Origin of the sequence: Pseudoalteromonas sp. NCIMB 1079, from assembly GCF_040567695.1 — a bacterium.
Classification (GTDB): domain Bacteria; phylum Pseudomonadota; class Gammaproteobacteria; order Enterobacterales; family Alteromonadaceae; genus Pseudoalteromonas; species Pseudoalteromonas distincta.
This window is the reverse complement of record NZ_JBEWZA010000001.1, coordinates 3,556,751-3,570,510: the sequence shown is the minus strand read 5'-3', so window position 1 is coordinate 3,570,510 and position 13,760 is coordinate 3,556,751. Positions and strand designations below refer to the sequence as shown.

General features: G+C 40.5%; 12 protein-coding genes. 6 read left to right on the top strand and 6 right to left on the bottom strand.

The features are described 5' to 3' along the window. Positions 1 to 95: 95 nt before the first annotated feature. Positions 96 to 866 (top strand): Rossmann-fold NAD(P)-binding domain-containing protein, encoded by a 771-nt coding sequence (locus tag ABX891_RS16550; RefSeq protein WP_002959943.1) that lies wholly within the window; start codon positions 96 to 98, stop codon positions 864 to 866. On the opposite strand, the gene hutH is transcribed toward ABX891_RS16550, so the two are convergent. The 3 genes from hutH to hutC form a co-directional block, all read right to left on the bottom strand. Then, a complete protein-coding gene (gene hutH, locus ABX891_RS16545) occupies positions 863 to 2,398 on the bottom strand; it encodes a histidine ammonia-lyase (RefSeq protein WP_002959944.1) in 1,536 nt (511 codons plus the stop codon). The genes ABX891_RS16550 and hutH overlap by 4 nt on opposite strands. A 2-nt stretch (positions 2,399 to 2,400) precedes the next feature. Further along, positions 2,401 to 4,074 (bottom strand): urocanate hydratase, encoded by a 1,674-nt coding sequence (gene hutU / locus ABX891_RS16540; protein WP_002959945.1) that lies wholly within the window; start codon positions 4,072 to 4,074, stop codon positions 2,401 to 2,403. A gap of 66 nt (positions 4,075 to 4,140) precedes the next feature. After that, entirely contained in the window at positions 4,141 to 4,848 is a 708-nt protein-coding gene (hutC, locus tag ABX891_RS16535) for a histidine utilization transcriptional repressor HutC (protein ID WP_002959947.1), read from the bottom strand. 119 nt (positions 4,849 to 4,967) lie between these two features. Here hutC and hutI point away from each other — a divergent pair, with 119 nt between their 5' ends. Both hutI and ABX891_RS16525 read left to right on the top strand, forming a co-directional pair. Further along, positions 4,968 to 6,215, top strand: a complete 1,248-nt coding sequence (gene hutI, locus ABX891_RS16530) for an imidazolonepropionase (RefSeq protein WP_002959948.1) — start codon at positions 4,968 to 4,970, stop codon at positions 6,213 to 6,215. 120 nt (positions 6,216 to 6,335) lie between these two features. Further along, on the top strand, positions 6,336 to 8,000 hold the full coding sequence (locus ABX891_RS16525; protein WP_002959950.1) for an EAL domain-containing protein: 1,665 nt from the start codon (positions 6,336 to 6,338) through the stop codon (positions 7,998 to 8,000). Here the strand turns inward: ABX891_RS16525 and ABX891_RS16520 are convergent. Both ABX891_RS16520 and rraA read right to left on the bottom strand, forming a co-directional pair. Next, on the bottom strand, positions 7,997 to 9,046 hold the full coding sequence (locus ABX891_RS16520; RefSeq protein ID WP_002959953.1) for a formimidoylglutamase: 1,050 nt from the start codon (positions 9,044 to 9,046) through the stop codon (positions 7,997 to 7,999). The genes ABX891_RS16525 and ABX891_RS16520 overlap by 4 nt on opposite strands. A 1-nt stretch (position 9,047) precedes the next feature. Beyond that, positions 9,048 to 9,545: a ribonuclease E activity regulator RraA gene (gene rraA, locus ABX891_RS16515; RefSeq protein WP_002959955.1), complete on the bottom strand. Its 498-nt coding sequence runs from the start codon at positions 9,543 to 9,545 to the stop codon at positions 9,048 to 9,050. A gap of 201 nt (positions 9,546 to 9,746) precedes the next feature. Here rraA and ABX891_RS16510 point away from each other — a divergent pair, with 201 nt between their 5' ends. From ABX891_RS16510 to ABX891_RS16500, 3 genes are all read left to right on the top strand, one after another. Continuing rightward, positions 9,747 to 10,286: a phosphatase PAP2 family protein gene (locus ABX891_RS16510; protein ID WP_024596307.1), complete on the top strand. Its 540-nt coding sequence runs from the start codon at positions 9,747 to 9,749 to the stop codon at positions 10,284 to 10,286. Continuing rightward, positions 10,283 to 11,314 (top strand): MJ1255/VC2487 family glycosyltransferase, encoded by a 1,032-nt coding sequence (locus ABX891_RS16505; protein WP_165742857.1) that lies wholly within the window; start codon positions 10,283 to 10,285, stop codon positions 11,312 to 11,314. The genes ABX891_RS16510 and ABX891_RS16505 overlap by 4 nt, the downstream gene beginning before the upstream one ends. Positions 11,315 to 11,423: 109 nt before the next feature. Next, entirely contained in the window at positions 11,424 to 13,304 is a 1,881-nt protein-coding gene (locus ABX891_RS16500; RefSeq protein WP_309168136.1) for a methyl-accepting chemotaxis protein, read from the top strand. A gap of 29 nt (positions 13,305 to 13,333) precedes the next feature. Here ABX891_RS16500 and ABX891_RS16495 read toward each other — a convergent pair whose 3' ends face one another. Beyond that, positions 13,334 to 13,708, bottom strand: coding sequence for a gamma-butyrobetaine hydroxylase family protein (locus ABX891_RS16495; protein ID WP_002958364.1), 375 nt, complete (start codon positions 13,706 to 13,708; stop codon positions 13,334 to 13,336). Between the last annotated feature and the right edge of the window lie 52 nt (positions 13,709 to 13,760).

The window sequence follows — 13,760 nt, the reverse complement described above, 5'->3', positions numbered from 1 at the left end:
TTATGAAATTATATCTAATCATATCTTACTTAAAATCTCTATAAAGTTAGATAGAAAGAACTAATTATGCGTTTAAAATAAAGGCTTATACAAAAATGACAAATAAAAGTAATAAATTAGTAGTATTAGGTGCAGGCTGGTTAGGACATGCTTTATGCGTAAGTGCACAAAAAGCTGACTGGCAAGTACAAGGAACGCATAGAACAGATATACACGAGTTTGACTTTGAGCGTCAGTTTACACTTGAAAATGGACAATTAAGGCATCAAGTTGATTTACAAGGTGCTTATTGGGTATGTGCTATTCCACCACGTAGCAGGCACAGTGAAAGTAATTATCCTGAAACACTCACCGCAGCGCTTAAGCTTTCAAAGGAGCTAAACGCAAAGGGCTTTTTATTGTGCTCATCAACCGGGGTGTACGATCAAGAGCCTGGTGTATATAGTGAAAGTAGCGATATTTCTTGCACAAACGAGCGCCAAATAAAGCTTTACGAAGCTGAAGAGCAAGTGCTTGAACAAGATGGCAAAATACTTCGTTTAGCTGGCTTACTAGGGCCTAATAGAGAACCGGGGCGTTTTGTGGCAGGTAAAGAGCTCAATACATCAAGTGAGCAAGTGGTAAATATGGTGCATCAACAAGATGTAATTAATGCTATTTTTGCGGTGATAGAGCACTGGCAAGTAGGGCAAAATATTTATAATGTGGTTAATCCCGCGCACCCCACAAAAGCTGAATACTACGCGATGAAGTGTCAGCAACATGGTGGTGAAATGCCAACGTTTACAGGAACTGATTCGGCTGAGCGAAAAATATTAGGCTCAGCCATTGAAGCCTTAGGGTTTAGCTATCAGCACGGTATTTAATATGCTGAAGGCAGGGGACTGCTCTCTATAAAGTCGCATAGCTTACCTTCACTTAGTAATGTGTTAGCAGCTTCGATATCGGGAGCAAAGTAGCGGTCTTTATCATAATAACTCACATGCTCGCGTAACAACGCTTTAGCGCTTTGCACTTTATTTGATGGTTCAAGCGGCTTTCTAAATTCTAGCCCTTGAATCGATGCTAACCATTCTATTGCCAAAACACCTTGGGTATTATTGGCCATTTCATCTAAGCGCCTTGCTGCAAAGGTTGCCATAGAAACATGATCTTCTTGATTTGCAGATGTAGGCAAGCTATCGACCGAAGCCGGATGCGCTAATGATTTGTTTTCTGACGCAAGCGCTGCTGCGGTAACTTGGGCAATCATAAATCCTGAATTTACCCCGCCGTTTTCAACTAAAAATGGCGGTAATTTGGATAGGTTTGAATCGATAAGTAATGCAATTCGCCTTTCTGCTAATGCGCCAATTTCGGCAATTGCGATAGCTAAGTTATCGGCGGCCATAGCAACGGGCTCTGCATGAAAGTTTCCGCCCGATATTATGTCGCCTACATCGGCAAAAACTAGCGGATTATCGGTTACACCGTTTGATTCACACAGTAGTACTTCGGCGGCTTGACGTATTTGGGTTAAACATGCACCAAGAACTTGCGGCTGGCAGCGCAGGCAATATGGGTCTTGTACTTTTTCACAATTAATATGTGAGTCACTAATTTGTGAGTGCGTATCGAGTAATTCTCTAAATACGTGCGCCGTATCAATTTGCCCTTGCTGACCACGAATGTCATGAATACGTGCATCAAATGGCGCGCGACTGCCCATGGCAGCTTCTATACTGATAGAGCCAATAACACAGCTTTGTGCGTACAAGTCTTCGGCTCTAAATAATCCCTGAAGTGCAAATGCAGTAGAGGCTTGCGTGCCATTTAATAATGCTAAGCCTTCTTTGGCTGCAAGTGTTAGGGGTTCAAGTCCCGCTATTTTTAACCCTTGTGCTGCGCTAATTATTTCTCCTTTATGTCGCATTTGACCTTCAGCTAATAAAGGTAGACACATATGCGCAAGAGGAGCTAAATCTCCCGATGCCCCCACGGAGCCTTTTTTAGGCACGCATGGATATACTTCGCTACTAAGCAGCTGCATAAAAAATTGGATTACTTGCAGGCGAATGCCCGAATAGCCACGTGAAAGCGAGTTTACTTTTAAGGTGATCATTAACCTTACTGTGCTGTCATCCATGTACTCGCCAATACCCGCAGCGTGTGAAAGCACAATGGAGCGCTGTAATAATTCAAGTTGGTCGTCGGCAATTTTAGTATTGGCTAATAATCCAAAGCCGGTGTTAATTCCATATACAGTGCGGTGTTCATTAATAACATTTTGAACGGTTTGCGCGCTGGCTGCTATTTGCGACTCGGCATGCTTTGCAAGGCTCAGCTTTACCGGTGAATTATTAATTTTTCTTAGTGTGTTTAAATCAAGTGATCCGGGTGTGAGAGTAAGTTCGAACATGATCATTCCTCGTTTAACATAGGTAGGTCTAAATTTTGTTCTTTAGCGCAGTTTTTTGCTATGTCGTATCCGGCATCAGCATGGCGCATTACACCTGTTGCAGGGTCGTTCCACAGTACGCGAGCAATACGCTCTTTAGCTTCATCAGTACCATCGGCAACAATAACTACACCAGAGTGCTGACTAAATCCCATTCCTACACCGCCACCATGATGAAGCGACACCCAAGTAGCGCCACTTGCGGTATTAAGCAGTGCGTTGAGTAATGGCCAATCTGATACTGCATCTGAGCCATCTTTCATGCTCTCTGTTTCGCGGTTAGGGCTGGCAACTGAGCCAGAGTCGAGGTGATCGCGACCAATAACTATAGGGGCTTTAAGTTCGCCATTTTTAACCATTTCATTAAAGGCCAGTGCAAGGCGTGCTCTATCTTTTAGGCCAACCCAGCAAATGCGTGCAGGTAAACCTTGGAATTGTATGCGTTCCCGCGCCATATCAAGCCAGTTATGTAAATGTGCATCATCAGGAAGAAGCTCTTTTACTTTAGCGTCGGTTTTATATATATCTTCAGGGTCGCCTGATAATGCTACCCATCTAAATGGTCCAATCCCTTCACAAAATAAAGGGCGAATATATGCAGGCACAAATCCAGGAAAATCAAACGCGTTGGTAACACCCTCATCAAACGCCATTTGACGAATATTATTACCGTAATCAGTAGTGGCGGCACCGGCTTTTTGTAGTGCTAGCATAGCTTTAACTTGGACTGCCATTGATTGTTTAGCGGCTTTTACTACGGCTTTTGGATCTTGCTCACGCATTTTTGCTGCGTACTCCATTGTCCAGCCTTGTGGTAAGTAACCATTTAATGGATCGTGAGCAGATGTTTGATCTGTGACTACATCAGGGGTAATGCCTGTTTTAACCAGTGTACTAAATACATCGGCTGCGTTACCTAGTAAACCCACTGAGAGGGCTTTACCTTTAACACATGCATCGGTTATTAATTGCAGTGCGTGTTCAAGGCTTGTTGCTTTTACATCAACGTAGCCTGTTTTTATACGAAAATCGATACGGCTTTCATCACATTCAACAACCAGTGCACTAAACCCAGCCATTGTAGCTGCAAGTGGTTGCGCACCGCCCATACCACCAAGACCACCTGTTAATACCCATTTACCACTAGCGCTACCTGCAAAATGTTGCTTTGCCATAGCTACAAAGGTTTCGTAAGTTCCTTGTACTATGCCTTGCGAGCCAATATAGATCCAAGAACCCGCCGTCATTTGCCCGTACATCATCAAGCCTTTTTTATCGAGCTCGTTAAAGTACTCCCAATTTGCCCAGTGTGGAACAAGATTTGAGTTAGCAATAAGCACGCGAGGAGCATTACTGTGGGTTTTAAATACACCAACGGGTTTTCCTGATTGTACAAGCAGGGTTTCGTCGCTTTCGAGCCTATCGAGGGTTTCTATAATTTTGTCATAACTTGGCCAATCACGAGCTGCTCGGCCAATACCACCATATACAACAAGTGCATGAGGATGCTCTGCAACTTCAGGGTCTAAGTTATTCATTAGCATGCGCTTAGCAGCTTCTGTTTGCCAGCTTTTAGCACTTATTTTATCTCCATGAGGTGCACGTATTACGCGACTTGTGTCGAGTCGGTTTTTCATGTTTTGCTCCTGTTGTATATACAAGGTGATTTGTTATAAAAAAAGCGCAGTAAGCGCTATTGTTTGTTATTTTTTAAATGTTAAGTGGCCACCTAAGCGATATTTACTGCCAGGTGATACAAGGCGCGCAAAGCTTACAATGCCTTTAACAGACCAGGTGCGTCGGATCACTTGTAAGCATGGCTCTTCATTATATAAGTTTAACCATTGGCACATTTCGCTGTTTGGCATAATGGCCTCTACTGTATGCCTTGCTTGGGTAAGTGGGGCAACACTAGATAGATATTCATGAGGTGTAAGCATGCTAAAGTCTTGTTGTAAGTAGCCAGTCGCAAGGGCAGGGTTTACAAAACGCTCTTCTAGCTGCAAAGGGCTGTCGTTTTCGTTATGCACAAGTACACTTCGATATACAACACTGTCAACCTCAACACCAAGTGCAATGGCAATAGGTGCGACTGCATTTATTGATTCGAGTATGAGTACACTACAGGTGTAGTTGCCGTTACGCTCTTTTACTTCATCAGCAATATTTTTTATTTCAAGTAACGATGACTGCGATTTAAATGTAGCTACAAATGTACCTAACCCTTGGCTGCGGGTTAAAATACCTGCCTCGGTTAATTCGCTTAGTGCTCTGCGGGCTGTCATCCTGCTTACACTAAATTGACTACTTAGTTCGTTTTCAGAGGGAACACGTTGGTTTTCTTGCCACGTACCGCTGCGAATTTTATCAACAATGAATTGTTTTATTTGCGCAAATTTAGGTGTCGTCATTAAATTTATGGTTACATTAAAAATAAACTATATAAATAAGATGACACAATTACCTTGTATATACAAGATGGGTTGTTAGACTATATTTTCATTATTCACGGTGTAAAAAGGGCTGCGATATGCAAAGCACAACACAAAATTATGAGTTAGAAGAAATCGACTTACTTTTAACTGATGCCAATATTGCCACTATGGATAGCAATATAAATGCCCCTTATGGCGCAATTGAAAATGCTGCTATAGCCATTAAAAATGGTAAAATTGCGTGGATTGGAGAGCAATCGACATTGCCTAGTTTTGATGTGTTTGCAACGCCGACATTGAGTGTAAAAGGACAGTGGTTAACGCCGGGCTTAGTAGATTGCCATACTCACTTAGTATTTGCAGGTTCAAGATCGCAAGAGTTTGAACAGCGTTTGCAAGGCGTAAGCTATGAGCAAATTGCGGCACAAGGCGGTGGCATAGCAAGTACGGTTAAAGCCACAAGAGCAGCCGACCGTGAACAATTGTTTGTTGATGCAAAAGATCGCTTAAATACGTTGTTAAAAGAAGGTGTAACCACCGTTGAAATAAAGTCTGGTTATGGGCTAGATACAGAAAACGAGATAAAAATATTAGAAGTCGCTCGTTTATTAGGTGAACATCACCCTATTGATATTAAAACTACTTTTTTAGGGGCGCATGCTCTACCGCCTGAATACAAAGGCCGTGCTGATGAATATATTGATTTAGTGTGTACTGACATGCTAGATCAGGTAGTGGCTAATAATCTTGCTGATGCAGTCGATGTATTTTGTGAAAATGTTGGGTTTAGTTATTCGCAAACCAAACGTGTTTTCCAGGCGGCTAAAAAGCATAACCTCCCAGTAAAATGCCATGCTGAGCAGTTATCTAATCAACAGGGTGCTAAGCTGGTGGCGCAGTTTAATGGCCTTTCGGCGGATCATATTGAGCATCTAGATGAAGAGGGTGTAAAAGCCATGGCAGACGCTGGGACGGTAGCGGTGTTATTGCCAGGTGCATTTTATTTTTTAAGAGAAACTAAATTCCCACCTATTGAATTACTTAATCAATATAAAGTACCTATAGCTATTGCGAGTGATTTTAACCCAGGTACTTCACCGCTGTGCTCAGTGCACTTGGTGATGAACATGGCATGCACATTGTTTAGATTAACACCCGAGCAAGCATTAGCTGGTGTTACTCGAAATGCAGCTAAAGCACTAGGTTTAGACGACCGTGGTATTTTAAAGGTTGGCGCAAGAGCTGATATTGCGCATTGGCAAATAAGTCATCCATCACAATTAAGTTACCAATTTGGCGTAAATAAACTGTTAAATTTATGGATTTTGGGTAGAATTAATTAGTTTGTATTATTTTTACCCACATATAACTTGGTTTAAACTTTTTTAGCGAATACGGATGCCGTTAATTTGAACATACTAACCGACAGTAATTTCCCAATATTTTTTAGTGGTGCACTATTAATGGCGATGATCGCCACTTTATTTGCTGTTAAAAATGCCAGTATTAAATTCAGCTATTTATGCACAGCTGCTGTTGGTTTAGCTATCTTAAGCAGCGGTGCGGCTTGGCTTGCTATTTTACTAGCCTTTGGGTTTTGTTTTCACTTATGGCAAGCATTTGAGCGAAATAATTGGAGCATGATAATTACCAGCTCAATGGCTGGTCTTTTATTTGTTGTTCTATTTTCAGCTCATTTATTATTGGAAGTTCCGCTATTTTGGGTTGTGTTAGCAATATTATTATTAGCTATTGTTGGCTTTTTAAATGATGAAAGTGCTGAAATAGAAGTCGTTATAGAGCCAGAACCTGAAGGTGATGCATTTATTGAAGAGTCTCCGCTTTCAGTTTTTGCAGATAGAAAACAGTTACGCCAAGGTTACTATGCATGGTGCGACAACAAACAAATAAGCGCAGCGTTAATCGTTATTCGCCTTGAAGGCTTTGAGCAAGTTAACCAGCATATTGGACGCGACTTTGGCGATATACTGTTAGCGCAATCGGCTAATCGAATAAAAGAGCTACTTTCAAGTGACGAAATAGTGACTTTAACTGGACAAGAAAAGCTAGCCCATTTAGGGGGTCTTAACTTTGCATTTATTTGTAGTTTCGCGAATCAAAAACACTTACATGAATTAGTTATTGACCAAATACTGGGTGCAACGCTTAAGCCATTTAATGTTGCTAACTGCACTGTAGAAGTAAAAGCGAGAGCGAGTTATGTTGATTGTAATGAGCAAGATAACAACTTTGATAATTTAATATCGTACGCATACCTAGCACTCGATAGCCACCCAGATCGCAAGGTTGTGCCTTATCATCAACAAATGATGATTGAATTGCGAGAGCAACAAGCGCGACTAAAGGAATTAGCAAATATTGATTTTTCGAGCGAGTTAGAGCTTTATTTTCAGCCTATTATTTGTAACGAAAACGGTCAAATTGAGTTTTTAGAATTACTACTGCGTTGGCAGCACCCTAAGCAAGGGATTTTATCCGCTAACAGGTTTATCGACGACATTAGAATTGCAGGGCTTGGTTATCCACTCGCTAAATTTGTAATAGAGAGAGCTGCTGAGCTTGCAATGGCGCTTAGAATAGAAGGTATTTCTATACCGCTTAGCATTAACGTATTTGGTCCTGAAATGCTTAACGAAGAGTTTATTGAATTTGTTGATGTTGTTTTAAGTGAGCATCACTTGGAAGCTGGCGATTTAATTGTTGAATGCCCTTTACATATTTTTGCGGGACTAGATGATAAAGGCAGAGGCATGATCGCAAGGCTTAATAACATAGGCTTAAAAGTATGTGTTGATGGACTTGGTGATAACCCGGTACTGCTTTCTAAGTTACCAAGTCTAGCGGTAGAGTATATTAAGGTTTCACCTTCACTTACTGCTGACTTTAGTAATCAAAACAATATACGCAGTTTAGTTAGCGGAATGGTTGAAATGCATAACCAACAAAAAACAAAAGTGATTTTTGAAGGGGTAGAAACACTTGAGCAACTTAAGTTTGTAAAAAGCTTAAAAGGTTATGCTGCCCAAGGTTATTACTTTGGTCACCCGCTAAGTAGTATCGGTTTAATGAGCTGGCTAAAAGAGTGGCGATTAGTTCAACAGCGCTAAGTGTTTTCTTTGGCTTGTAGGTAGCTATTCACAAGTGCACTGATCACTTGCCCTACATGGGCAGCACCAGCATCTAACCCGCTAGGGTGCTGGCTAGGCGCTGCTTCACATAAATGTAAGTACTTAGAGTGGCGATGGTTTGCTGCTAAGTGCACAAAGTGCTCAGTGTCATTCACACTAAATCCGCAACATGTGTACGCACTAACCGGCATGTAAGTAATACTATCTAAATCAACTTCAATACCCAGTGGTAAATCGTTAAAATTACTTAATGCGTTTTCAATTGCCTGAGTGAGTGTAATTTTTCGCTTAACTTGTATTGATTGATAGCTATCAAACGTAAAGTTAGCTTCACTCATTGCATCTATAATTGCTTGATTGTTTTTTATCTCATGTAAGCCAATAACGTGGTAATTACTTAGATGTTGCTCGTTATAAGCGTAGCGAAAGCCATTGCCGCTATGGCGACCTTCACATTCTCTAAAGTCGGCATGAGGGTCAAAGTTGATAGCATTAATAGGTGTATTTTTTGACTTACTCAGGGCACGGATAATTCCCAAGCAATTGTTATGACCTCCGCCAATAACGATTGGCTCAAGCCCCGCTTTAAAAATAAGGCTCAATACCGACTCTACGCGTTCATCAAGCTGTTGGCATAAATCTCGTAATTGAGTTAACTGCTGGCCTTGCTGATTATTAAGCTGGTTGCTTTGCGCCATTAAATCATCAGTATTAACTTCACCCAATAAAAGCACTTTTTGAGTGGCAATAAATTGATTGTGAGGTTGGTTTAAAAAGCGTTTTAAAAAAGCCGGCCATGCTTCGTTTGCACCGCCATTTCCTAAGTTTGCTTTTGGGCCGATATCTTCGCAAATACCCAGAAGTACATAGCGGATACCAAATTGAGCAGCGTCAACAAGTGCTTGTTGCAGGTTTACTTGGGTGTCGAGCAAGGCCATTGATTGCCATGCTTTTTTCTCATTTGCGCGGGTAGAGCAAAGTGTTCTAACCGCGCTTTCATCATATACTTTTAAATGGGAAGTCACGTTATACTTCTACAACTTCCAACTCTAATTCTTCTGCAGATAAAACAATGCCTGTGCTATCAGCATAAATAAAGTCGTCATCAAAAAATGATACCCCAGCAAAGTTAACGCCTATAGCATCTTCACCAGCACCTTCGCTGTCGGCTGCAACAGGGATTGAAGCAATTGCTTGAATGCCTAAATCAAGCTCTTCAAGCTCATCAACGTGGCGTACTGCGCCGTAAACAACAATACCATTCCAGTTGTTTTCAAGTGCTAGCTCAGCCAGTTCAATGTCGATTAGTGCGCGACGAGTTGAGCCGCCACCATCAATAAGAAGTACTAGGTCTGTACCATCTTGAGAAAGTAATTCGCGGATGAGTTCATTATTTTCAAAACATTTAACCGTTTTAATGCGGCCACCAAAGCTGTGTCGACCACCAAAGTTGATGAACATAGGCTCTAGCACGTCAACCACGTCAGCAAAGTGGTCGCATAAATCAGAAGTGCTGTAATCCATTATTTTATCCTCAAAAGGTACATTAATTTATATCTCAGTATACCCTCCTTATAAGCAATAACAACGACTTAATCGCAGTAAATTTAGGCAAAACAAGCGCTAAATCATTAATCGCAATAATAGTGTATTAAAAGCGTCACTCAATTGTTATTTACAACACATAAGCTAAATCGGTGTTCATATGTTATGCAATGAGGGATGGTGATGAATAATAATATGCTTAAAAAGGTAACTCAGATAGATGAGCAATTATTTTTAACTTTGTTTAATTGCAATTCACCGAGGTGGTTTAAAACAATGGCCTTTGGTTTGTCTAAAAGCGGTGATGGTGGGCTTTATATATTAATATGCTTAGCAGTGTGGTGGCTTAGTAATAATGAACAGCACCAATTATTGCCTGTCACTATATTAATTGGTTTTGCTATAGAAAGACCTATTTACCTACTAGCTAAAAATAGATTTGCTCGGATCCGTCCATGCGACTGCTTAGTAACAAATGCCTATATAGTACCAAGCGATAAATTTAGTTTACCATCGGGTCACAGTGCCGCTGCTTTTTTAGTGGCAATTATATTAAGCCATTTTTTTCCAGAATATGCATTACTACTATTTAGTTGGGCTACCGGCGTTGCTATGTCTCGTGTGGTATTGGGTGTGCACTTTCCTGCTGATATTATAATAGGCGCAACGATTGGTAGTTTTTGTGGTTTATTTGCGTTAGCACTTGTGGTGCCTGCATGAAAATATTGTATGGAGTACAAGGTACCGGTAATGGTCATATAACGCGCGCTCGGGTTATGGCAAGCTGCTTTAATAAGCTCGGTATTGATGTTGATTATGTGTTTTCAGGGCGCGCAAATAAAGATTACTTTGATATGCACGAATTCTCAGATTATAAAGCGTATCGTGGTTTGTCGTTTAGCACTGAAAATGGGCAAGTTAAAAATTTAAAAACACTTAAAAACATGCGAATTTGTAAGTTGGTGAGTGATATAAAATCGCTTGAGATAAAACAGTACGATTTTGTACTTAACGACTTTGAGCCTGTGACAGCATGGGCTGCAAAACGGGCAGGTATACCCGTTATTGGCATTAGTCACCAAGCAGCATTTTTGTCAGATAACGTACCTATGTTTGGTCGTGGCGTCCTGAGAAAATCACTTATCAAGCATTATGCACCAGCGACTACCTACTTAGGCGTGCACTGGCAACCATTTGCAAATAATATAATACCGCCTTTTATTGCTCATCATAATCACGACAACCCTGTAGCAGTAATGAACAAGGTATTGGTATATTTACCTTTCGAAAACTTAGATAGCGTTGTTGATTATTTAAAAGACTTTCCCGAAAAAGAATTTTATTGCTATCACCCAAATGCCACCAATCAATCTTTTGGACATATACATTTACGAGCCCCTTCACGCTCTGGTTTTTTAAACGACTTAGCAAACACAAGTGGCGTTATTGGTAATGCGGGATTTGAGCTTGCCAGTGAAGCGCTTAAGTTAGGTAAAAAGTTACTATTAAAGCCTTTAGATGGTCAGTTTGAGCAAGCAGCAAATGCAAAAACTTTATTTGCCATGGGCATGGCGCATGTTATGAACTATTTAAACCCACAAGCCCTTGATGATTGGAATAGCGCGCCGCAAAACAAGCAGATAAATTACCCCAGCGATCCCGCGCCTTTAATTGATTGGTTGGTTAAACAACAATGGAATAACACACAATCGTTACATAAAGGTTTGTGGGATAGTGTCGCCTTATAGCCATCACATTTAAACTGTTTAGAATTACCAATAATAAAAAGTTAAATTAATTAGTCGCTTTTGATCTATTAGCTATAATAAAAATGCATATTCAAAAAAAGCGTTAGCGATGAATTTTTTACAAAACTTAACAATTAAACGACGTTTACAACTAAACGCAGTCGTTGTTGGTTTAGCAATGGTGGTCCTTTTATGCGTGATTATTTTTGAATCACGTACAACCTTGAGCTTAAACAAGACTATTCAATTAGCAGAAGAGCTCAACGTACATGCATTAGCATTGCGTAAACATGAAAAAAACTTTTTGTTTTATAAACAAGAAGACGCGTTAACTGCATTTGAAACGGATTTTGAGCAGTTAAGTGATAAAGTAAAAAAGTTACAACAGTTAATGGCTAACCAAAGTATCGCACAGGAGCAGGTCCAGCGCTTTGAGCAACTAATAAATAGCTATAATAATGATTTTGAAACTGTTGTTAAGCTTCAAAAAGAGATTGGTTTAACCCCGACCGACGGGTTATATGGCAAGCTTAGAAGCTCGGTTCATGAAGTTGAGCAACTATTAAAAGAGCAGCAAAATTACCAACTGCTGTCGTCAATGCTGCAACTAAGACGCTCAGAAAAAGATTTCATGCTGAGATTTGATATTAAGTACCTAGGGCGTTTTAATGAGGGAATTAATACATTTAAGCAGCAGATAGCTGCAGCACAGCTGCCAAGCGACTATAAAGCACAAATTAATCCTTTGATTGATATATACCAAAGCGAATTTCAAACACTTGTGCAGGCCCAAACTAAGCTAGGGCTAGATCTTGAGTCAGGCGCACTTGGAGTAATGCGTGACAGTGTAGATAAAAGCGACGCCATTGTTTCTAAAATCGTTAAAGACACTAAGTTACAAGTAGAGCAAAGTGTAGAGCAGGCTCAATTTTTAGCTATTTTGGTATTTGTGATTGCAGGTGTGATTGTATTAGCACTCGTTTATTTTACAAGCCACTCCATTATTGTACCTATTGAGCGGGTTTATCACACCATTAACGATATTCGTCGTAATAATGATTTGAGCGTGATGATAGAGCAAACTGGTAAAGACGAAATTACCACCATGACGGTCGACTTTAATAGCTTAATAGGCGATTTTAAGAACTTAATTAACGAAGTTAATGGTGCTCTAAACACGCTTAATGTAGCAACAGAGCATTTATCACAAAGTACCGCAGCAACAAGCTCTGGTATGCAAGAGCAACTACATGAAGCCGACATGGTTGCAACGGCAGCCACCGAAATGCAGGCGACGATTCAGGATATTTCACATAATACTGAAGCGGCTGCGAAAAAAGCAGAGTCAACAAATTTAAGTGCACAACAAGGGCGTAGTGAAGTAGATTCTACCGTTAAGCACATTAGGGCCCTATCTGATTCGCTGGGGAATGCATCAAATGTAGTGTCGCAACTTGAAAAAGATGGTGAAACAATTGGTTCAGTGCTTGATGTAATTCGAGGGATTGCAGATCAAACAAATTTACTTGCACTTAATGCAGCAATAGAAGCGGCCCGTGCTGGTGAGTATGGTCGTGGTTTTGCTGTTGTTGCAGATGAGGTTCGTTCATTAGCAAAGCGTACTCAAGAGTCTACAAGTGAGATTGAAGGTATTATAAGTACCTTACAGCAGCGTACTCAAGAAGTGGTGAGTATTATGCACAAATGTCGCTCTCAAGGTGATGAAAGTGCCTCGCAAGCAATTAAAGCAGGTGAGCTATTAGGCGCAATTACTGAAGATGTACAAACAATAATGGAAATGAGCTCTCAAATAGCAGTTGCTATTGATGAGCAAAGCCAAGTGGCATCAGAGGTTAATAAAAATGTAGTAAGAATTTGCGATATTGCACAAGACGCAACTGAACATGCTGCTAACAATGCGCAAACAAGTGAAGAGGTCTCTGAGCAGGCTCGCGTTCTGTTCACTGCAATTGATAAATTTAAGGTTTAATAACGCTTAATAGAACGGGCCTATAAAGTTTAAGGAACAAATTTTATAGGCACGCTATCTTTACTTTTTTCGTGTTCAGTTACCCGCGCTAAATATTCACTCCACAATGTATCTTGTTGCTGTTGTAGTTTTTCAAAGTAGCGCCAGCTAAATAGTCCGCTGTTATGGCCATCGTCAAAATCTAAACGAAGTGCGTAATGCCCAACAGGTACAATACTTTTTATTCCTACAGCTTGCTTATTAAGTACTAGCTTCATTGGGCCAGAGCCATGGCCCTGCACTTCAGCTGAAGGGGAGTGTACACGTAAAAACTCACAGCTAAATACAGCTTTACTGTCATCATCAAAGTAAACATCTAGATTTTTACTTACACTGTGGTAATGCACTTTTGTTACGTGTTTCATTTAATATATCCCATTAAAAAGCCCCCAATCTGGAGGCTTTTAGTATAACGTT